This window comes from Hymenobacter guriensis (assembly GCF_015773195.1).
Classification (GTDB): Bacteria; Bacteroidota; Bacteroidia; order Cytophagales; family Hymenobacteraceae; genus Hymenobacter; species Hymenobacter guriensis.
Window position 1 is genome coordinate 14700 of sequence record NZ_JADWYK010000009.1, and the last position, 21006, is coordinate 35705.

The 21006-nt window shown below is 62.2% G+C and carries 16 protein-coding genes and 1 riboswitch; all 16 genes read left to right on the forward strand.

All coding sequences use genetic code 11. The features are described 5' to 3' along the window. Window positions 1-8 precede the first annotated feature (8 nt). The 16 genes from pseC (at window position 9) to I5L79_RS14820 (ending at window position 20996) form a co-directional block, all read left to right on the forward strand. The gene (gene pseC, locus I5L79_RS14745; protein ID WP_196955832.1) at window positions 9-1184 is read left to right on the forward strand and encodes a UDP-4-amino-4,6-dideoxy-N-acetyl-beta-L-altrosamine transaminase; all 1176 of its coding nucleotides are present in this window, start codon (window positions 9-11) and stop codon (window positions 1182-1184) included. Continuing rightward, window positions 1184-2062: an aldo/keto reductase gene (locus I5L79_RS14750; protein WP_196955833.1), complete on the forward strand. Its 879-nt coding sequence runs from the start codon at window positions 1184-1186 to the stop codon at window positions 2060-2062. The genes pseC and I5L79_RS14750 overlap by 1 nt, the downstream gene beginning before the upstream one ends. Further along, a complete protein-coding gene (locus I5L79_RS14755; protein ID WP_196955834.1) occupies window positions 2050-2844 on the forward strand; it encodes an SDR family oxidoreductase in 795 nt (264 codons plus the stop codon). Before I5L79_RS14750 ends, I5L79_RS14755 begins: the two co-directional genes overlap by 13 nt. Then, the gene (locus I5L79_RS14760; protein ID WP_196955835.1) at window positions 2829-3584 is read left to right on the forward strand and encodes a cytidylyltransferase domain-containing protein; all 756 of its coding nucleotides are present in this window, start codon (window positions 2829-2831) and stop codon (window positions 3582-3584) included. Before I5L79_RS14755 ends, I5L79_RS14760 begins: the two co-directional genes overlap by 16 nt. After that, window positions 3581-5086 (forward strand): UDP-2,4-diacetamido-2,4,6-trideoxy-beta-L-altropyranose hydrolase, encoded by a 1506-nt coding sequence (gene pseG / locus I5L79_RS14765; protein ID WP_196955836.1) that lies wholly within the window; start codon window positions 3581-3583, stop codon window positions 5084-5086. Before I5L79_RS14760 ends, pseG begins: the two co-directional genes overlap by 4 nt. Window positions 5087-5183: 97 nt before the next feature. Continuing rightward, window positions 5184-5831: a DUF4328 domain-containing protein gene (locus I5L79_RS14770; protein ID WP_317191386.1), complete on the forward strand. Its 648-nt coding sequence runs from the start codon at window positions 5184-5186 to the stop codon at window positions 5829-5831. 27 nt (window positions 5832-5858) lie between these two features. Further along, complete coding sequence (gene pseI, locus I5L79_RS14775; protein WP_196955838.1) at window positions 5859-6899, forward strand: pseudaminic acid synthase; 1041 nt, start codon at window positions 5859-5861, stop codon at window positions 6897-6899. Further along, complete coding sequence (locus tag I5L79_RS14780; RefSeq protein WP_196955839.1) at window positions 6900-8198, forward strand: glycosyltransferase family protein; 1299 nt, start codon at window positions 6900-6902, stop codon at window positions 8196-8198. A gap of 102 nt (window positions 8199-8300) precedes the next feature. Continuing rightward, a complete protein-coding gene (locus I5L79_RS14785; protein ID WP_196955840.1) occupies window positions 8301-9650 on the forward strand; it encodes a DUF7033 domain-containing protein in 1350 nt (449 codons plus the stop codon). 54 nt (window positions 9651-9704) lie between these two features. Further along, on the forward strand, window positions 9705-11195 hold the full coding sequence (locus I5L79_RS14790; protein ID WP_196955841.1) for an oligosaccharide flippase family protein: 1491 nt from the start codon (window positions 9705-9707) through the stop codon (window positions 11193-11195). Between the two features lie 403 nt (window positions 11196-11598). Next, window positions 11599-11690: riboswitch (SAM riboswitch) on the forward strand. 312 nt (window positions 11691-12002) lie between these two features. Next, complete coding sequence (locus tag I5L79_RS14795) at window positions 12003-12776, forward strand: phosphoadenylyl-sulfate reductase (RefSeq protein ID WP_196955842.1); 774 nt, start codon at window positions 12003-12005, stop codon at window positions 12774-12776. 23 nt (window positions 12777-12799) lie between these two features. Beyond that, window positions 12800-13711, forward strand: a complete 912-nt coding sequence (cysD, locus tag I5L79_RS14800) for a sulfate adenylyltransferase subunit CysD (RefSeq protein ID WP_196955843.1) — start codon at window positions 12800-12802, stop codon at window positions 13709-13711. Between the two features lie 132 nt (window positions 13712-13843). Then, window positions 13844-15130 (forward strand): sulfate adenylyltransferase subunit 1, encoded by a 1287-nt coding sequence (locus I5L79_RS14805; protein WP_196955844.1) that lies wholly within the window; start codon window positions 13844-13846, stop codon window positions 15128-15130. Window positions 15131-15184: 54 nt separating this feature from the next. Further along, complete coding sequence (gene cobA / locus I5L79_RS14810; protein ID WP_196955845.1) at window positions 15185-15967, forward strand: uroporphyrinogen-III C-methyltransferase; 783 nt, start codon at window positions 15185-15187, stop codon at window positions 15965-15967. Between the two features lie 70 nt (window positions 15968-16037). Next, the gene (locus I5L79_RS14815) at window positions 16038-17879 is read left to right on the forward strand and encodes an assimilatory sulfite reductase (NADPH) flavoprotein subunit (protein ID WP_196955846.1); all 1842 of its coding nucleotides are present in this window, start codon (window positions 16038-16040) and stop codon (window positions 17877-17879) included. 228 nt (window positions 17880-18107) lie between these two features. Next, window positions 18108-20996: a TonB-dependent receptor gene (locus I5L79_RS14820; RefSeq protein ID WP_196955847.1), complete on the forward strand. Its 2889-nt coding sequence runs from the start codon at window positions 18108-18110 to the stop codon at window positions 20994-20996. The last annotated feature ends 10 nt before the right edge of the window (window positions 20997-21006 follow it).

The following is a 21006-nucleotide window of genomic DNA, read 5'->3' on the forward strand; positions in this document are numbered from 1 at the left end:
GAAGCCGTATGCCTGACCTCGCTTTTCAGCCCACCCGCCCCATTGCCTACGGCCGCCAGCACATCACCCCCGACGACGTGCAGGCCGTGACGGAAACCCTGTACTCGGACTACCTCACGCAGGGGCCCAAGGTAGCCGAGTTTGAAGAAAAGTTTGCCGCCTACATTGGTGCCAAGTATGCGGTGGCCGTAGCCAACGGCACAGCGGCCCTGCACCTGTGCGCGCTGGCGCTGAGTGTTGGTCCCGGACAGCGCGTCATCACCACGCCCATCACCTTTTCGGCCTCGGCCAACTGCGTGCGCTACTGCGGAGGCGAAGTGCATTTTGCTGATATCGACCCCGAAACCGCGCTGCTGGACCTGGGCGCCGTGCGTCGCCTGCTGGAAAGCCACCCCAAAGGCTACTTCCACGGGCTGATTCCGGTGGATTTTGCCGGCCTGCCCGTGAACCTGGAAGCGGCGCGGCAGCTCTGCGACGAATTCGGGCTCTGGCTGATTGAGGATGCCTGCCACGCGCCGGGCGGCTTTTTTACCGACCCGCAGGGCCGGGAGCAGCGGTGCGGCAACGGGCAGTTTGCCGAGCTGGCCATTTTCAGCTTCCACCCGGTGAAGCACATTGCCACCGGCGAGGGTGGCATGATTACCACCAACCGCCGCGACCTGTACGAGCACCTGCTGCGCCTGCGCACTCACGGCATCACCAAAGACCCCGCCCAGCTCACGCGCAACGACGGCGGCTGGTACATGGAAATGCAGGAGCTCGGCTACAACTACCGCATGCCCGACATGCTCTGTGCCCTAGGCATCAGTCAGCTCCGGCGCGCCGACGAAGGGCTGGCCCGGCGCCGCCAGCTGGCTGCCCGCTACGACGCCGCCTTTGCCACCCTGCCTCAGGTGCGGCCCCTGGCCGGGGCGCCCGGCCACGCCTACCACCTCTACGTGATTCAGGTGCCCGACCGCAAGGGGCTCTACGACGCGCTGCGGGAACAGCAGATCTTCGCCCAGGTGCACTACATTCCGGTGCATACCATGCCCTACTACCAGGGCCTGGGCTGGCTCCCCGGCGACTTTCCGCTGGCCGAAAACTACTACGCCCACTGCCTGAGCATCCCGCTGTTCCCTACCCTCACCGACGAGGAGCAGCAGTACGTGATTGACTGCATTCGGGCGTTTGTGGAGCGGTGATGCAGGACTTCGCGCAACGACTGGCGCTGGGAACAGCCCAGCTGGGGCTGGCTTACGGCATCAACAACACCACGGGCCAGCCCAGTCTGGCTCAGGCTGCGGCCTTGCTGAAGGCAGCTCAGGAAATCGGTATTACATTGCTGGATACGGCCGCAGCCTACGGCGACAGTGAAACCCGGCTGGGCCAGCTGCTGCCGGCCCTGGCGAAGCCTTGGTTCCGGCTGGTAACCAAAGTAGCCGCCGGCTCCCGCTCAGAAGTCACCAGCCAGTTGCGCGCTTCCCTGCAGCGGCTGGGGCAGCAGCGCGTATACGGGGTGTTGTTTCATGATTTTGCGGGGCAGCAGCAATGGCCTGAGGCTTGGGGGGCGTTGCAGGCTGCGCAACAGGCGGGCCAGACGGAGCGCATCGGCGTTTCGCTCTACCACCCCTGGCAGGCCGAGTGGCTGCTGGAAAAACGGCTACCGGTGAGCCTGGTTCAACTGCCCTTAAATGTCCTGGATCAGCGCTTCGTGCCGCTGCTGCCAGTGCTGGAGGCCGCTGGCATCGAAGTGCATGTGCGGTCGGCTTTTCTGCAGGGGCTGCTATTGCGTAACCCAGAGCAGCTGTCGGCTTTCTTCGCGCCGTTGCGCGGCAAGCTGCAGCGGCTGCATCAATTGGCCGCTGACTATCAGTTGCCATTGGAAGCCTTGTTGCTGCTTTTTGCCGCGTCTTTTCCACAGATAAGCCGCTTGGTTGTTGGGGTGGATTCGGTGGAAAATCTGCGCGAAAACGTGCAAGCAGGGCAATATCTAACGCAGTTCAACCAGGTTCGGACGGCGCTGGCTACTTTCGCGGAACACGACGACACGTTCATTCTTCCCTACGCATGGCCCCGCTAGATCCGGCTTCTCTTTTTTCGTTGCGGCACCAGGTGGTGCTTATAACCGGGGGGTACGGTCACCTTGGCAAAGCGGTGGTGCTGGGGCTGCTGGCGCACGAAGCCACGGTGGTGGTGCTGGGCCGCCAGGAAGAGTTGTTTGAGGCTGCTTTTCAGGGAGAAGACCCCGATAAGCTGCATTTTCAGGCGTGCGACGTAGCCGATTCGGTTTCCGTGCGGGCGGCATTTGTGGCCTGCCACGCGCAGTTCGGGGCCATTGACGTGCTCATCAACAACGCCTTTTACACCCGCGGCAGCCAGCCCGACCAACTCACCGATGAGGAGTTTGCCTTCGGACTGGATGGTTCTGTGGGCTCGGCCTACCGCTGCCTGCGCGAAGTGCTGCCGCACCTGCGGGCCCAGGGCCGCGGTAAAATCATCAACGTGGCGTCCATGTATGGGGTGGTAGCGCCGGATTTTGCGGCTTATCACGCTACGCCGCAGTTCACCAATCCCCCACACTACGGCGCGGCTAAAGCGGGCGTCATTCAGCTCACCAAGTATTTTGCGTCTTATCTGGGGCCCGAAAACATTCAGGTGAATTGCGTGACGCCCGGTGCCTTCCCGGGCAGCGCGGCCCAGGCCCACCCCGGGTTCATCCGGGAGCTGGAGCAGCGCATTCCCTTGGGGCGCATCGGCCAGCCTGAAGATCTGGCCGGCGCGTTCGTGTTTCTGAGTTCCCGGGCCGCCGATTTCGTGACGGGTCATAACCTGGTAGTAGACGGCGGATGGACCATTCGATAGACTCTTCAGCTACACCGCGCGTCGGCGCCATCATTCAGGCCCGGATGGGCTCCTCCCGGCTACCCGGCAAAGCTCTGCTGACCCTGCCGTTGGGCGGAACGCTGACTATTCTCGACCACGTGATACGCCGCGCCCGGCGCAGTGGAGTAGCCGTGATAGTGGTAGCTACGTCCACGCTGCCCGCCAATGACGCCGTAGCCGCTGCCGTCCGCCGGGCGGGCGCGCAGGTGTACCGGGGCAGCGAAACCGACGTGCTGGCCCGATTTCAGGAAGCCGCCGCCGCCCATCAGCTCGATACTATTGTGCGGCTAACCGCCGACAACCCCGCCATCGACCCGCACTACGTGCGGCAAGCCCTACAGCAGCATCACCTCAACCGGGCCGACTACACCCACACCACCGGCCTGCCACTGGGCACCAACCTCGAAATCATCAGCGGGCGGGCGCTGGCCCTGGCCCACGCTCAGGCGCAACTGCCCGACGAGCGGGAACACGTGACGCCCTACCTGCGGCGCCACCCGGCACAGTTTCAGCTGCAGGAACTGAACTTGGCCACGCAGCATCCCGGTTGGGCCGGCTTCCGCCTCACCGTCGACTACCCGAGCGACTACGCCTTGCTGCACACGCTCTACACGACGCTGCCTACGGACTTTGGACTGGCCGAAGTAGCCGTGCTGCACGAGCAGTACCCGTGGTTGCCGCTTATCAATGCCGACAACCAACAGGTACGCGTAGCATGACCTCTGCCAAAACCGGTTCTCCCCGCCTCGTATTCCGGGCCGATGGCAACTCCCGCATCGGGCTGGGCCACGTAATGCGGCTGCTGGCCCTGGCCGAGATACTGCAGCCGGATTTCCCGGAGCAGCTTTTCCTGATTCGGGAGCCAGACGCGGCGCTAAAGCAGCAGCTTTGGGAGGCTGGCCTGGTGGTGCATAACCTGCCTCATCAGCCCCTGACCGAAGAAGCAGCCTACCTCGTGCGCCACGTATTGCACCCCACGGATGTGCTGGTGCTCGACGGCTACGACTTCCGCTATGAATACCAGAACACCGTGCGCGGGGCCGTGGCCCGGCTGGTGTACCTGGACGACCTGCACGCCTTTCCGCTGGCCGCCGACCTGGTGCTGAACCCCGCCGGGGGCCTTACTGTCAGCCAGTACCAGCTGCGCCAGCCCGGAGCCAGCCTGCTGAGCGGGCCGGCCTACGCGCCCCTGCGCGCCGCTTTCCGCACCCCGCCCGCTGTGCCGGTTCCTCCTGATCCGGCAACCGTGCTGGTATGCCTGGGTGGGGCCGACCCTACCTACCAAACCCAGCGCGTGGCCGCCGAGCTGCTGGCATTGCCGGCCGTGCAGCGCGTACACGTGGTGGTGGGCAGCGCTTACCTGGGCTGGGAAAGCCTGCAGGCCTGGGCGCCGGAACACCCGCGCCTGACGCTGCACCGCAACCTGCCGGCGCCGGAGCTGGCCGAGGTTATGCGCCAGTGCGGCGCGGCGGTTTGTTCAGCCAGCACCGTCAGCTACGAGTACTGCGCGGCGGCGGGCGGCTTGCTTTTTCTGCTTCCCACCGCCGACAATCAGTACGACATCGATCAGTACCTGCGCGGGGCGGGGCTGGCTCGGCCGTTTACCTCGGCGGCCAATATCCTTACTTCGCCCGAGGCCGCACGCCTGGCCGCCACCATGCAGGCGGCCCAGCGGCGAGTGTTCGACGGGCAGGCCCCCCGGCGGCTGCGGCAGGAGGTGCGGGCCCTGCTGCTTCCGCCACCCCCGTTTCACCTGCGGCCCGTCGCGCCCACCGACTCCGACCAGCTTCTGACCTGGACGAACGAGCCTTCGGTACGGCAGTTTTCTTTTAACCCCACTCCCGTTTCCCGCCCCGACCATGAGCAGTGGCTGGCCGCCCGTCTGCACGACCCAAATTCCCTGCTGCTGCTGGCTCAGGATGCGGCCAGTGGCCTTCCTGCCGGCCTTATCCGGTTTGCAGTTGATGGCGAAGAGGCGACCTTAAGCTACCTGCTGGACGCCGACTTCCGGGGCCGCGGGCTGGCACCGCTGCTGCTGCTGGCCGGAGTGCGCCGCCTGACGGAGCACTTCCCGGCCGTGCAGCGGGTGCTGGGCCACGTGCAGCCCGCCAATGTTGCTTCCGTCAAAGCCTTTGAGCGGGTGGGTTTTTCGCTGCTGAACGCGCCGCCCGATAATGTTACTGGGCCGGTTACTTTTATATGGATAACCGCTGCCGGTTAAGTATCTTGCCAGCAGTCTTATTTCTTTGAATAGCTTACACAGTATTGTTATGCTTCGGGCTAATGAACAACGGGGCCGGCTGGCCTACCTGGTCTTTGTGATTCTGACCATATTCTCCCTGGCTTTTGCCGTATTCAACGTCAGCTTCGCATACTTTCTGGACAACCTGGAAGCCGATACCATCACGTCGGGCACTTTTCAGTTTTTTGACTTAGGCAATCCGCTGGGCGCAATAGCCCATTTAGCCTTGATTCTGGCCAGCATTATCACCTTTATCCGGTGGTACCGGCGGGCCTATTACAACCTCGCTGCTTCCGGGGTTGAAACCAACTTCACCGATGGTCAGACGGTAGCTGCGTGGTTTATTCCGTTCATCAGCCTCACCCGACCTTATTACGTTGTTCGGGAAATCTGGCAGAGCACCCAGCAGCTGGGCACCGGCGTGGTTACCCCGCATACGCTGCTGAGAGTGTGGTGGGTGCTGTTTCTGCTACGGGGCTTCATCGGTGTTGTGGCTAATGCCGTTTCCGGCAGCAACAATCTGCAAGCTGTGCAAATTACGCTGCAGGTAACGGCGGCCACATTGGTGTTCGATGCCATAGCGGCGGGCATAACGGCCTTGGTAATCCAGCGCATTATGGGGTTTGAACAGCAGCTGCAGTTGCAGGCGCAGGTGGCTACCCTGGGCGGCCCCGCCCCGGAACCCGACGATTTACTGCTGGGCGAACAGGAAAGCTACGCGTAGCCCCGCCCGGCTTCGTATTTTTGCGGCATGACGATTTCCTTTGGCTCCCGCCTCGTAGGCCCCGATCAGCCGCCCTTTATCATTGCCGAGCTTAGCGGCAACCACAACCAGGATTTACAGCGCGGCCTGGCCATTGTGGATGCCGTGGCCGCTGCCGGGGCCCACGCCATCAAGCTCCAGACCTACACCGCCGATACCATGACGCTGCCCGGCGCCTACCGCATCGACGACCCTGCTTCCCTCTGGTATGGCCGGGAGTTGCACGAGCTCTACCAGGAGGCGCAAACGCCCTGGGAGTGGCACAAGCCTTTGTTCGACCGCGCCAAAGCGCACGGTATGGTAGCCTTCAGCTCGCCATTCGATGAAACTGCCGTCGACTTCCTGGAAAGCCTGGAGGTGCCGGCCTACAAAATTGCCTCCTTCGAAAATACCGACTGGCCCCTGCTGCGCCGCGTAGCTGCTACTGGCAAGCCCGTGATTATGAGCACCGGCGCCAGCCAGCTGGCCGAAGTGGCCGAGGCTGTGCAGGTGCTGCGCGAAGCCGGCTGCCGCGAGCTGGTGCTGCTGAAATGTACCAGCACCTACCCGGCCACGCCCCAAAACACCAACCTGCGCACCCTGCCCCACTTTCAGCAGCTGTTTCCCGATACGCTGGTAGGCCTCTCCGACCATACGATGGGCGTGGGCGCGGCTGTGGCCGCTGTGGCCCTGGGCGCCTGCGTGATAGAAAAGCACGTGACCCTGCGCCGCGCCGACGGCGGGGTAGATTCGGCCTTCTCCCTGGAACCCGAGGAAGTAGCGCAGCTGGTGACGGAAACAGAGCGGGCTTGGCAGGCCCTGGGGCAGGTGCAGTACGGGGTGCAGCGGGCCGAGGAAAAAAGCCGCCTGTACAAGCGCAGCCTTTACGTGGCCCAGGAAGTGAAAGCCGGCGAAGTATTCACCAAAGAAAACCTGCGGGTAGTGCGCCCCGGCGACGGACTGGCCCCGCGCTACCTCGACCAGCTGCTGGGCAAGCCTGCCCGCCAGAACCTGCGCGCCGGCACGCCGCTTACCTGGGAGGCCCTGTAAATGGCTGCCGTATTGGCCGCTCCTACGGCCCGCCTGCGCGACATTCTGCAGCTCCGATTTACAGACTTGTTTGCGGCCCTGCCGGCGCGCACGCTCAACGGCATTTCGCCCGCCAACCCACTGCGCCGGCTGGCCCGCATGGCCGGCTACGCGGCGCTGCGGCTGGTGGGCAACGTGTTTCGGCCCATCCGTAACCCGGAGCAGCTGCGCGGGGCGGTATGGCTCTACGTGGTCAGTCAGAACAACTACGATTCCCTGCGCTTTATCCGGGATGCCCGCCCTGATAGTGTGCTGGTAGCCGGACAGAGCAAGCAGATCGGGCGCTACAACCAGCAGGTGAACCGTCTTTCCCTGCGTCGAAAGGGTTTGTACTACTGGCAATTTCCCTTCGTACTGGCCGGGCTGCTGCGGCTGGAAGGCCAGCGGGCCTGGCGGTTTTGCGACTTGATTTTCAACGCCATTGGCTACTACGAGGTGTACCGGCGGGCCCTGCGGCACTACCGGCCCCGTGCCGTGGTATTTGCCAACGACCACAACGACGATGCCCGCGCCCTGCTGCTGGCCTGCCGGGCCGAGGGGGTGCCCACTGCTTATGTGCAGCACGCCAGCGTAAGCACCAACTTCCCGCCCCTGGGCTTTGACCTGAATCTGCTGGAAGGCCAGGATGCCCTAGACAAGTACCGGCAGTGTGGCCTTATCCGGGGCCGTGTGGAACTGGTAGGCATGCCCAAAGCCGATGCGTTTCTGGCCCGCCGTAACACGGCACCCGGCATCCGGCGCGTGGGCTTTGCGGCCAACCTGCTCGATGACACCCGGCAGGTAGCTGATGCCGTGGCGCACGTGCTGCGGGAACTGCCCGGCCTCACGCTCACCTTCCGCCCCCACCCCGGCGACGCCCGCGACTTCAGCTTTCTGCGGCAGCAGCACCCTGAATTGCAGTTTTCGGATGCGCGGCAGCAGTCGGTATTTGAGTTTCTGGCCGGGCAGGATGCCCTAATTGCCGCCGACACCAGCACCCACCTCGAGGCCACCCTACTCAACCTCGCCAGCATCTACTACCGCCTGGGCAGCCCCGCCTCCTTCGACGATTACTACGGCTACGTGGCCCACAACCTGGTAGACCGCGCCGATAGCCCCGCCGCTCTGGTCGAAATACTACGCCGCTATCAGCAGCACAAGCCGCTGGATTTGTACCGGAGGGCGGCTTATTACAATGCTACCCTGGGCACTCCCGACGAAGGCCGCAGCCAGCAGCGGGCGTTGCGGATTTTGAGGGAGTGGCTGGAGTCGAGCAGATAGTACTGTTCAGGAATTTTTAGCCCGCAGAGGACGGGAGGTTGGCGCGGAGGGCGCAGAGTTGTTCTGATAGTACCTTGCGGCATGTTACCGCCACTGCCGTCCGTGCCCGCTACTACTGCCGAAATCCGTCTGCACTACGTGCTGCTGCACTTCTGGCAGGCCTATGATGCGGCCCCAACTGTCAGCGTTGGCTATGCGGATGCGGATGTGCAGCCGCAGGTGGAGGTAGCGGCCGAAAACCACGTGTTTTTTCAGGCCGCTGCTCCATACCCTCCCGAGCCGGTTTGGCGCGAATGGCAGGGCCGAAAGCTGCCTTTTTTCTTTGACAACCAGCCCGCCAGGCCGCTGCTGGACCTGCTGCCGGAGGGCCGCGCACGTATTACCGCTGATATCATTTCGGCAGCGTTTTACCTGCTGAGTGGGTGGCAGGAGTTTTACGCTGACGAGCGGGACCAGCACGGGCGCTTTCCCTACTCCGCCAGCGTGCAGCGGCGCCACGACTTTGTGGCGGTGCCCGTGGTCAATTACTACTTCGACATTCTGAAAACGGCCGTGGAGCACGTAACAGGCCAGCCGCTACGCCCGCGCCGCTGGGCAAACGGCGCGAGTTGGGCCGCCTTCATCACCCACGACATCGACAACCTGTACAGCGCCTGGAAAGCTCCGGCCAACGCCGCCCTGCGCCAGGGCAAGCTGCTGAGCTTCGGATGGCAACTCTGGCAGCACTTTACACAGAAAGATGCCTGGGACAACCTGGCGGAGGTACAGCAAACTGTGGCCGAGTACGGCGCCAAAAGCACATTCTTCTTCCTGCCTGAGCACCGCAAAGCGGCTAATGGCACGCCCAATGCAGATTATGACATTCGGAAAGAATGGGCAAGAATGGCAACCGCCATTGGCAATTCGGAAGTTGGCCTTCACCCCAGCTTGGGCACCGCCACGCACGGCGGCCAGTTGAAACAGGAAGAGCACCGGCTACAACGCTTGCGCAACGGCGTTAAGGCAGACGGTATTCGATTTCATTACTTGCAGTGGGAGCCGCGTATCACTCCCGTCCTTCTAACTCCCCTGCTTTACCACTACGACTCCACGTTAGGCTTTGCTGAGCATTTCGGCTTCCGAAACTCTTACTGCCTGCCTTTTTACCCATTCAACTTTCAAACCGGCGAAGCCCATAACTTCCTCGAAATTCCGCTGAACGTGATGGATGCCACGCTGCATCACCCGCGCTACCTGCAGCTGGAACCGGCGGAAATCCTGCCGGCCCTCATGCCCATGTTCCAGGAAATCGAGCGGTTTGGGGGTGTATGTACGGTGCTCTGGCACAACGAGAACTTCGACCCGGCCAACACCCGCAACGGCCCCCGCGAGTTCCGCGCCATCATGGAGTACCTTCGCAGCCGGTCTGTGGCATTCGTGAATGGCCAGGATATTTGTGAGTGGATGTGGTAGCGCCTCATTGCCTGCTTCCTCACTCACTACCTCACTACCTCACTACCTCACCTTTTGGGCATCGTTCAGCGGCAGGGTCTGCGCAACACTGTTATTTCCTACCTGGGGCTGGCGCTGGGGTTTCTCAACACGGCCTTTATCGTGCCGCGCTTTCTGGCCGCCGACCAGTTGGGCCTGACCAGCACGCTGCTCTCCATTGCTACCATTTACGCGCAGCTTTCCGCCCTGGGATTTGCCAGCGTGGGCATCCGGTTTTTCCCGTATTTCCGCAACCGGGAAGCCGGGCACCAGGGGTTTCTGCCGCTGCTGCTGGGCGTGCCGCTGCTGGGCTTTGCCCTGACCACGGTGCTGTACCTGAGCGGTAAGCCGCTGGTACTGAGCTTCTACGAGCATGCACCGGACCGCGCCCTTATTGGCTCCTACTATGGCTGGGCCGCGGGGCTGGCGCTATTCATCATGCTGTACTCCCTGCAGGATGCTTACCTGAAAGGGCTGTACCACACGGCGTTTTCGTCGTTTGTGCAGGAGATTCTGCTACGGGTGCTGCAGGCCGGGGCGGCGGTGCTCTACGGGGTGGGCTACCTGTCGTTTCACGGCTACGTGCTGGCGTACATTGGCTGCATGAGCGGCATTGCGCTGCTGCTCACGGGCTACCTGGCCTACATTGACGAGCTGCACGTGCGGCCCCAGGCGGCGGCGCTGCGGGTGCAGCCGCTACGCGGTATCCTGAGCTTCGGGGCGTTTGCGTTGCTGGCCAATATCTCGGGCACCATCATCATGAACATTGACACGCTGATGGTGAGCTCCCAACTCAACCTGGCGGCGGCGGGCGTGTACAGCATTGCGTTTTTCATCAGCACGGCCCTCACCCTGACGGCCCGCTCGCTCAACAAGATTGCCTTCCCACTGCTGGCCGACTACTGGAAGGACAACGCCCTGTCGCGCATGGCCACTTTCTACCGCGACACCACTCGCCTGAACGCCGTGCTGGGCTGCTACCTGGCCCTGGGCATTGGCTTGAATCTGGATTTCATCTATGGCCTGATGCACAACCCGGCCCTGCAGGCGGGCACCACGGCCGTGCTGGTGCTGCTGGCCGCGCGCCTGTTCGATGGCATCACCGGACTGAATGGGCTCATCGTCGTCACTTCCCCACGCTACCGCTACGACCTGCTGTTCAACGTGTCCTTGGCGCTGATTACCGTTGGCCTGAATGCGCTGCTGATTCCGCGCCTGGGTCTCACGGGCGCCGCAGTAGCGTTTCTGCTGGCCATTGTGAGCATCAACCTGGCCCGCACCTGGTTTGTGTGGCACAGCTACCGGATGCAGCCCTTCACCGGCCGTATCCCCCTTATTCTGCTCAGTGCGGCCGTGGCAGGGACGGCCGCCTGGCTGGTTCCTCCGTTCACCTCGGCGCTGTTAGCCATGCTCGTACGCTCGGCGGTACTGACGGTAGTGTATGCCACGCTGATTCTGCTCACCAAATCGGCCCCGGAAGCCACGGCTTTGCTGCAAAAATTTCGGAGCCGGAATCCGCTGACCTGATTGTACTCTCACTGGTTGGCGTAAGGTCGAAGTAAGCGTCCGATACGCCGGGCACAGGGTAGCCAAGCCGAGTTGATAACGCCCATTGGAAATCATTGGGGCAGAACTTCAAAACGGGCAAAGAAAGGTTTTTTAGGCTGGTAGCGGGGCTCTGCGGGGCGGCTGTACCAGTCAAATCGACAGTCATAGAAATTGTATTCTCACTGCATTGCCCGGCTGTCAACCAGTAGCTAGATCCGGTATTCTACCAGTAGCCATACAGCAACCACCCGAGTTAGATATTTCCACTAAATCAGCGGCTGTTCCCATTAGCTGGCCGTTACCCACGAGGAAAGAAAATTTGGAACTATAAAATTTCGGCTCGTACATTTGTCCTACCAATTCTTTACCCCCCAAAGGATTGTTTTTATACAGAGGCGTGGAGAGACAGGCTCTACGAAGCGCCGGCAACCAGCGGACCATCCGAAACGGTGCCAAGTCCTGAACATATAAAAACAACAAGCCGTGAACCACTTGTCCAACTTCGCCACTGCCTCCGCCACTTCCATTGCTGTACAGCATGGGTGTTGTGCTATGATGGGCATGGCGTGTTGTTGCTAGTTCACACCCCTCCTTTTTCTGGTTTGTGCGCTGATTTCAGCCCCCGTCAGCCCCGCTATGCTTAGCGGCCGACCGGCTTAGCACAGGCCGTTTTCGGTTCTGCCGTAGCGCCCCGGCCTGCTCACGCCCGGCTGGCTTTTGCGCAGAACGATTCTCCGCCGAACTGCTGCCTTCCGCTGGCCGGTTCTCCCTCAACTTCCCGTTTGTATGCCCGCAGCCCTGGCCGCGCCGGCCGTCCCGCAGCTGGACGACCTGCGCATTCAGCTTACGCCAGCCACCGCCCTGGAGCGGTTGCGCCTCGTGGCTTCTCTGTACCCCAACTCAGCGGTTTTCTCGACCTCCTTTGGCCTGGAAGACCAGATTATCAGCCACTTGATTTTCGAGTTCGACTTGCCAATTAAGGTGTTCACGCTCGATACCGGCCGCAACTTCCAGGAAACCTACGCCACCTGGAACAAGACCCTGCTGCGGTACCAAAAGCCCATTGAGGTGTATGCGCCCCGGCAGGAAAGCCTGCAGTCCTTGCTCCTCGAAAAAGGCCCCAATTCCTTCTACGAGAGTGTGGACAACCGCAAGGAGTGCTGCCACATCCGCAAAGTAGAGCCCCTGAATCGGGCATTGGCCGGGCAGCAGGCCTGGGTGACGGGCATCCGGGCCGAACAGTCGCAGAACCGCCAAACGATGGAGCCGGTGGAGTGGGACGCGCCGCACAACCTCATTAAAGTTCACCCGCTGTTCGACTGGACCTGGGAAGAGGCCGTGGCCTTCACCCAGGAGCACGGCATCCCGGTAAACACGCTGCATAAGCAAGGCTTCGTGAGCATCGGGTGCGCGCCCTGCACCCGCGCCATCAAGCCGGGCGAAGACTTCCGGGCCGGCCGCTGGTGGTGGGAAGATCTTTCGGCCAAGGAATGCGGCCTACACGCCACTGCTCACCACAACGGCCCCGATCCGGTGGTGGAGCCGGTGCCCGCCAACTAAGTATCAAGCAAGACCAGTTCCTCATGAGTACCCCTTCCTTCGATTACCTCGACCGGCTGGAAGCCGAAGCCATTCACATCCTGCGGGAAGTAGCCGGCCAGTTTGAGCGCCCCGCGCTGCTGTTTTCGGGTGGCAAAGACTCCATTGTGCTCACGCGCCTGGCCGAAAAGGCCTTCCGCCCCGGCCGCTTCCCGTTTCCGCTGGTGCACGTGGATACCGGCCACAACTTCCCCGAGGTGCTGGCTTACCGCGACGCGCTGGCCGAGCAACTGGGCGAAAAGCTGATTGTACGTAGTGTGGAGGACACCATCCGGCGCCAGCGCCTGCGTGAGCCGATGGGTAAGTACCCCAGCCGCAACCCGCTGCAGACGTACACGCTGCTGGAAACCATCGAGGAGTTTGAGTTTGATGCCTGCATCGGCGGAGCCCGGCGCGACGAGGAAAAGGCCCGCGCCAAGGAGCGCATCTTCTCGGTGCGCGACGAGTTTGGCCAGTGGGACCCCAAGCGCCAGCGTCCCGAGCTGTGGAACATCTACAACGGCCGCATTCAGAAGGGGGAAAACGTGCGCGTGTTCCCTATTTCCAACTGGACGGAGCTGGACGTGTGGCGCTACATCCAGCGCGAGAACATTGCCTTGCCCGACATCTATTTCGGCCATGAGCGTACCTGCGTGGTGCTGCCCTCGGGCCAGTTGCTGGGCCTTACCGAGCACATCCGCCTCGACAAGGACGACGAAATCGTAACCCGGCAGGTGCGCTTCCGAACCGTGGGCGACTCCACCTGCACCGCTGCCGTGGAAAGTGACGCGGCCACGGTGGAAGACATCATCCAGGATCTGCTGCTGGCCAAAGTAAGCGAGCGGGGCGCCACCCGCCTCGACGACAACATCTCCGAAGCCGGCATGGAAGACCGCAAGCGCAACGGGTATTTCTAAGCTAATGTGCGAAATGTGGCGAATGCGGGAATGTGATAAATGAGCCCCAAAGGCCACTCTGCCACACCCTCCACTTCGCCCCAAATCATTTTCCACATTTCTCACATTTCTCACATTAACCACCTTCTCCAAGTGGACCTTCTTCGATTTATCACTTGCGGCAGCGTAGACGACGGCAAAAGCACCCTTATCGGGCGGCTGCTGTACGATTCCGAATCCGTGTCGCTGGATGTGCTGGCGGCGCTGGAAAAGCGGCAGGCCTCTGGCGGCGTGGTAGACCTCGCCCTCCTGACCGACGGCCTGCGCGCCGAGCGGGAACAGGGTATCACCATCGACGTAGCGTATAAATACTTTACTACGCCCCGCCGCAAGTTCATCATTACCGATGCGCCGGGCCACGTGCAGTACACCCGCAACATGGTGACTGGCGCCTCCAACGCCGACCTGGCTATTGTGCTGGTAGATGCGCGCCAGGGCGTGATTGAGCAAACGCGTCGCCACACCCTTATTGCCGCGTTGCTGGGCATCCGTCATTTTGTGCTGGCCGTGAACAAGATGGACCTGGTAGACTACGACCAGGCCGTGTTCGACCAAATTGCCATCGACTACGCCGCCCTCACCAACCACTTCCACCTGCCGGCCGCCACGGCCATTCCGCTCAGCGCCCTCAACGGCGACAACGTGGTGACGCGCTCCAAACACCTGCCCTGGTACACTGGTCCCAGCCTGCTCGAACACCTGGAAAGCGTGCCCAGCGCCGTGGAAACTACTGCTGCCCCGCGCTTTCAGGTGCAGTACGTCATTCGGCCCCAGACGCCTGAGTTGCCCGACTACCGCGGCTACGCCGGCCAGATTCTGAGTGGGCAGTACCGCCGCGGCGAGCGGGTGCGGGTGCTGCCCTCCGGTCTGGAATCTGAAATCGAAGCCATTGAAGTAAATCAGGAGGAAGTGGAATCGGCCGCCGCGCCCCAAGCCGTAGTTATCCGCCTGCGCGACGACCTAGACGTAAGTCGCGGTGACGCCCTGGTTCCCGTCGCGGCCGAAGCTACAGTGACGCGGGAGTTGGAAGCTACACTTTGCTGGATGAGCGAGCAGCCGTTGTGGCCCGGCCGCAAGCTGCTCGTGCAGCACCACACCACCCTCACGAAAGCTTCCGTGTCGGCTATTCTCTACAAGGTGAACGTGCACACGTTTGCCCGGGTATCGGCCGAGCAGGCCCAGCTCAACGACATCGTGCGGGTGCGGCTGAAAACCGCCCAGCCCCTGGCCGTGGACCTCTACCAGGAAAACCGCGCCACCGGCTCTTTCATTCTGGTGGATGAAGTGAGTGGCGACACCCTGGCTGCTGGCCTGGTAGAAGCGTCCAACTCCGAGTACTTCACCGCCCCGGTTCAGCCCCCGGTTGCCTTTTCGATTTAAGCAGCAAGGCGATAGGCTGTCACTGACTTACTCTCCACTTCATTAGTTCACCCCATGAAAACGCCCCGTCTGACCGTCCTTGGTGCCGGCCCCGGCGACCCGGAGCTGCTCACGCTCAAAGGGGCGCGGGTGCTGGGTGAAGCCGACGTAATTCTTTACGATGCCCTGGCCAACCGGGAGCTGCTGCAACATGCCCGGCCCGAAGCTGTGCTGGTATCGGTGGGCAAGCGGCGCGGCATGCGCAGTCACTCGCAGGACGAAATCAACGCCCTGATTGTAGAGTATGCACTCAGCTATGGCCACGTGGTTCGGCTAAAGGGCGGCGACCCATTCGTATTCGGGCGGGGGCGAGAGGAAATGCTTTACGCCGAAGCCCACGGCCTGCGCACTGACTACGTGCCCGGCATCAGCAGTGCGGTGGCGGCGGCGGGCAGCGTGGGCATTCCCGTCACGCACCGGGGCGCCAGTGAAGGATTCCGGGTGATTACGGCCACCACGGCCACCGGCGAGCTGGCTGCCAGCGTGGCCGAAGCCGCCCGCTCCCGCGCTACCACCGTGATACTGATGGGTCTGGGTGAGCTGCCGAGCATTGTGCGACTATTCTGCGCGCAGGGCCAAGCCGAGACGCCAGCGGCCATCATTCAGAATGGCACCCTGCCCACCGCCCGGCTGGTAACAGGCACCGTGGCCGAGCTGCCGGCCCGGGCGCTGGAAGCCGGCATCGGGGCCCCGGCCATTATCATCATCGGAGAGGTGACGCGGCTGGCTACGCCCGCAGTGCTGACGCAGGCTTTACCGACCGTTTTTGCCGACGCCTCTTACGCCGAGGTGGCCTGATTTGCTTTTTCGGGCGGATTTCCGGCCGGTTTTCTTCTGACTTACCTCTACGCCGTCATCCTGTTTTGCCATGTCCATCACCTCAACTTTCACGCTGCCCCTGGGTCTGGATGACGCCAGCCTGCAGCAGTTCACGGGCGGCCTCACCGAACAGCAGCTGCTGTGGCTGAGCGGGTATTTCTACGGTCGGTCGGCAGGCGCAGCAGTGGCCCCGGCCGCTCAGTCTGCTACCTCGGTGGCCGCAGCGCCAGCCGCGGGTTCACCCCACTTGACCATTCTCTTCGGTTCCCAGACCGGCAACAGCAAGAAGGCTGCGGGCCTGGTGGCCGAAGCGGCCCGGCAGCGCGGCCTGGCCGTGGCTGTGCGCGACATGAACGACTACCCAACCAAAGAGCTAAAAAATGAGCAGCAGCTGTTGGTGGTAGTGAGCACTCAGGGTGAGGGCGACCCGCCCATTGCTGCCGAGGAGCTGCACCAGTTCCTGCTCAGCAACCGCGCGCCCAAGCTGCCCAACCTGCGCTACGCCGTGCTGGCCCTCGGCGACAAAAGCTACCTGCAGTTCTGCCAGACGGGCTTCGAGTTCGACCAGCGCCTAGCCGAGCTGGGTGGCAAGCGCCTGCTGGAGCGCGTGGACTGCGACGTGGAGTTTGAGGCCGAAGCCCGCCGCTGGGCCGAGCAGGTGCTGGCACTGGTCGCTCAGCCGGCTCCGGCTGCCACCCCAGTTGCCACTGCGCAACCTTTCGTGCAGGTAAACCAGCTGGTGGCGGCGGGTGAGGCCGAGGTGGAAGAAAAGGTGGAATACACAAGCCACAACCCTTTCGCCGCGGAGCTGCTGGAGAAGATTCAGCTGAACGGCCGCGGCTCTACCAAGGAAACTTACCACCTGGAATTCTCCCTAGCGGGCTCCGGCATTTCCTACGAAGCCGGCGACGCGCTGATGGTGCAGCCCGTGAACCAGGAGGCCTTGGTGCAAGAGGTAATTCAGGCAGCGCGCCTGAATGCCACGGCCCCGGTAAAGCTCAACGACACGGAATTTGACTTGCACACGGCCCTGGCCGAGAAGCTGGAGCTGTCGGTGCTTACGCGCGACGTGCTGGAGCGCTACGCCGCCGTGGCCCCGCAGCACCCCAAGCTGCGCGACATCATCACCAATAAAGCCCAGCTGCCCGACTACCTCTACGGCCGCGACGTAGCCGACCTGCTCACGGAGTTTCCGGTAGAACTATCGGGCCAGCAACTGGCGGCAGTGCTGCGGCCTTTGCCCGCCCGGGCCTATTCCATTGCCAGCTCCCTGCTGGCTCACCCTGAGGAAGTGCACCTCACGGTGGGCGCTGTGCGCTACGAAACCAACGGCCGCCGCAAGCACGGCGCCTGCTCAGCCTACCAGGCCGATGGGCTGACTGTGGGCGACACGGCCCGGGTGTGGATTGACCGCAACGAGTACTTCAAGCTGCCCCAGGATGCGGCTACTGATATCATCATGGTAGGGGCGGGTACGGGTGTAGCCCCGTTCCGGGCCTTTGTAGAAGAGCGGGCCGAAACCGGCGCGGCCGGCCGCAACTGGCTGGTGTTCGGCAACCCCCACTTCACCACCGATTTCCTGTACCAGACCGAGTGGCAGCAGCACTTGAAAAAAGGCACGCTGGACCGTCTCGACGTGGCCTTCTCCCGCGACCAGCAGCAGAAAGTGTATATCCAGCACCGCCTGCTTGAGCAAAGTGCCCGCCTCTACGACCAGCTCGAAAACGGAGCCTACTTCTACGTGTGCGGCGACAAAAACCGCATGGCTGCCGACGTGCGCCAGGCTTTGCTTGCCGTCATTCAGCAGCAAAGCGGGAAAGATGCTGACTACGCTGCCGACTACATCAAGCAGCTGCGCAAGCAACGCCGCTACCTGGAAGACGTGTACTAGTCAGCACATAAACCAATTGATAACCAACACTATTTAATCCTTTAAACAGATGCGCGTTTCGCAAAGACGATGTTGTAGTAGCCGGTAAAAGCCGCCGTGTGCCTGACCCGAGCCGCTTGCCGCTACGCCCCCAAGGCACCCTGGAAGCCCCGGCTTCCCTCCTTTCCTGCTGGCTCCCACCAGCCCAGCCTACTCCCTTCTCTTTCTCCTCCAAACGCCTTTTCTGTGATGAAGAAGTACTACGCTTCTTTCTGGATTCTCCTGATCTTATTATTCGCCAGTCTGATGGCCGCTCAGGCCCAGGACCAATTAATTTCCATCAGCGGTACCGTCCGCGAAAAAGACACGCAACAGCCCCTGCCCGGCGTGAGCGTGAACGTGAAAGGTGGCTTGATGAGCGCCCAGAGCGACGCCAGCGGCAAGTTTGTGCTCCAGGCCCGCCTGAGATTTCCGTTTACCATCGTCTTCAACATCATTGGCTACGAGCCCCGAGAGCTGGAAATTGCCAGCGGCAGCCAGCCCATTGCCGTGCAGCTGGAATCGAAGCCGGTGCTGGTGAACGAGGTGGTCGTGTCGGCCTCCCGGGTAGAGGAAAGCCGCCTGAAGTCGCCAGTAGCCATTGAAAAGCTCGACATCCGCGCCATCAAGGAAACGCCCGCACCCAGCTTCTACGATGCCCTGGAAAACGTGAAGGGCGTGCAGATGACCACCAGCTCGCTCACCTTCAAAGTGCCTAATACCCGCGGCTTCAACATCCCCAACAACTTCCGCTTTATGCAGCTGGTGGATGGGGTAGACATGCAGGCGGCTACGCTGGGCGTGCCCTTGGGCAACGCCATCGGGCCCACGGAGCTGGACATTGCCTCCGTCGAAATCACGCCCGGTGCCGCCTCGGCCCTCTACGGCATGAACGCCATCAACGGCATGGCCAACCTCACCACCAAAAGCCCTTTCACCTACCAGGGCCTGAGCGTGTACCAGAAAGTGGGCGTCAACCACGTAGATGGCAAGGACCGGGACCCCAGCGCCCTCACCGAAACGGCCGTGCGCTACGCCCAGGCCATTGGCAGCCGCTTTGCCTTCAAGCTCAACGGCTCCTACTTGCGCGGCACCGACTGGCTGGCCGACACCCAGATTGACCAGAACCCGCAAAGCCTGAACTCGGCCAACCCCCGCTTCCCGGAGTTGAGCGGGGCTAACAACCCCGCCGCCGACCTCTGGAACCGCTACGGCGACGACCGCAGCGGCAATGTGGCCATTCCCATCACCTACCAGGGCAAGACGGAAACCTTCAACGTGCGTCGCACGGGCTACTACGAGAAGGATCTGATTTCGCCCACCGTGCGCAACCTCAAGTTCGACGGCGGCCTGTTCTACAAATTCACCGAGAAGCTGGAGCTGAGCTACGGCTACCGCTACGGGCTGATGGACGGCATTTTCCAGCGCGGCAACAAGATTCAGCTCAAGGACGTGACCGTGCAGAACCACAAGCTGGAGCTGCGCGGCGCCGACTACTACGTGCGCAGCTACGTGCTGGTGGAAAACACCGGCAACTCCTACAACCTGAACCCGCTGGCCCTGAACCTGGATTTGCAGAACGGCGCCACGGCCCTCACCACCGGCTCCGGCCCCAAAACCAGCTGGGCCGATAAATTCCAGGCCGAGCTGCAAAGCCAGGTGAATGCCGGCATTGACCTCGCCACCGCCATGCAGGCAGCCCGCGCCGCAGCCGATGCCGGGCGGGCCCAGCCCGGCACCGCCGCCTTCGAGCAGCTGAAAAACACCATCACGGGCATCAACAACTGGGACAGCGGGGTGAACGTGCCCGGCGCCCCTGCCACCGGCGGGGCCGCCCTCTGGCAGCGCAGCCGCACCTACCACAACGAGGCGCAGTGGAACCTGGGCCAGCGCATCAAGTTTGCCGATGTGGTAATGGGCGCCGACGCCCGCATCTACGAGGTGATTCCCGACGGCAACAACTTTGTGGACTTCTCCAAGTCCCTGGCCGACCGCAACACCCCCGGCGGCCAGAACCTGTACTACAAAAAGTACGGCGCCTTTGCTCAGGCCACCAAGCTGCTGTTCCAGGACCGCCTCAAGCTGAACGCCTCCCTGCGCGTGGACTACAACCCCGAGTTCAATCCCAAGCTGAACCCGCGGGTGGCCGCCGTGTACACCATTGCCCAGCGCCATAACCTGCGCGCCTCCTTCCAGAACGGCTGGCGCTTCCCGGCGTTGTTTGAAGCCCTGTCTTTTGTGAATAATGGCAACGTGCGCCGCGTAGGCGGTCTGGCCCGCGTGAACGAAGGCCTCGGCTTCCTCGAAAACTCCTACACGCTGACTTCGCTCGACAACTTCACGGCCGCCGTGAACAAGGATGTGGCCGCCGGCCTGGCCCGCAACGACGCCGCCCTCAAAAACCGGGACGTGCTGCAGGTAGCCAACCTGCCCACCGAGGAGCCCGAGCACATCAATGCCTTCGAGGTAGGCTACAAGAGCGTGCTGCTCGACAACAGCTTGGCCCTGGACATAGACGCCTACTACAACGAGTACTCCGGCTTCCTGGGGCAGGTGGAAGTGGCCGTGCCGAAAACCGGGCCGGTGCTGACGGACGCATCCGTACTGGACATGCTTTCCCGCTCTAAGCAGGACCGCTACCGCGTGTACACCAACGCCCGCAACACTTACCGCAGCTATGGCTCGGCCCTGGGCATCACCTATAACTTCTACCAGAAGTACACGGTGGCCGGCAACGTGAACTACAACAACATTGCCGCCAACGAAGAGAAGGATGTGTTCATCACCGGCTTCAACACGCCCAAGTGGACCACGAACCTAAGCTTCGGTAACCGCGAAGTTGTGCGCAACGTGGGCTTCAATGTGGTGTGGCGGCGCCAGGATGCTTTCTACTGGGAAAGCCAGCTGGCCAACGGCCAGATTCCGGCCTACTCCACCGTGGATGCCCAGGTGAACGTACGCATTCCGGCTCTGAAATCGACCATCAAGCTAGGTGGCACCAACCTGCTCAACAACCGCTACATCCAGTACGCGGCCGGCCCGACCATCGGCGGCCTGTACTACGTGGCCCTCACCTTCGATAACAACATCATCCGCTAACGCTTCGCTC

What these genes read in the sequence shown, in the direction of transcription:
- I5L79_RS14815 (WP_196955846.1), top strand. Translation starts at nt 16,038, where the DNA reads ATGTCCATCACCTCAACTTTCACGCTGCCCCTGGGTCTGGATGACGCC.
- pseC (WP_196955832.1), top strand. Translation starts at nt 9, where the DNA reads ATGCCTGACCTCGCTTTTCAGCCCACCCGCCCCATTGCCTACGGCCGC.
- I5L79_RS14760 (WP_196955835.1), top strand. Translation starts at nt 2,829, where the DNA reads ATGGACCATTCGATAGACTCTTCAGCTACACCGCGCGTCGGCGCCATC.
- pseI (WP_196955838.1), top strand. Translation starts at nt 5,859, where the DNA reads ATGACGATTTCCTTTGGCTCCCGCCTCGTAGGCCCCGATCAGCCGCCC.
- I5L79_RS14795 (WP_196955842.1), top strand. Translation starts at nt 12,003, where the DNA reads ATGCCCGCAGCCCTGGCCGCGCCGGCCGTCCCGCAGCTGGACGACCTG.
- cobA (WP_196955845.1), top strand. Translation starts at nt 15,185, where the DNA reads ATGAAAACGCCCCGTCTGACCGTCCTTGGTGCCGGCCCCGGCGACCCG.
- cysD (WP_196955843.1), top strand. Translation starts at nt 12,800, where the DNA reads ATGAGTACCCCTTCCTTCGATTACCTCGACCGGCTGGAAGCCGAAGCC.
- I5L79_RS14750 (WP_196955833.1), top strand. Translation starts at nt 1,184, where the DNA reads ATGCAGGACTTCGCGCAACGACTGGCGCTGGGAACAGCCCAGCTGGGG.
- I5L79_RS14820 (WP_196955847.1), top strand. Translation starts at nt 18,108, where the DNA reads ATGAAGAAGTACTACGCTTCTTTCTGGATTCTCCTGATCTTATTATTC.
- I5L79_RS14780 (WP_196955839.1), top strand. Translation starts at nt 6,900, where the DNA reads ATGGCTGCCGTATTGGCCGCTCCTACGGCCCGCCTGCGCGACATTCTG.
- pseG (WP_196955836.1), top strand. Translation starts at nt 3,581, where the DNA reads ATGACCTCTGCCAAAACCGGTTCTCCCCGCCTCGTATTCCGGGCCGAT.
- I5L79_RS14755 (WP_196955834.1), top strand. Translation starts at nt 2,050, where the DNA reads ATGGCCCCGCTAGATCCGGCTTCTCTTTTTTCGTTGCGGCACCAGGTG.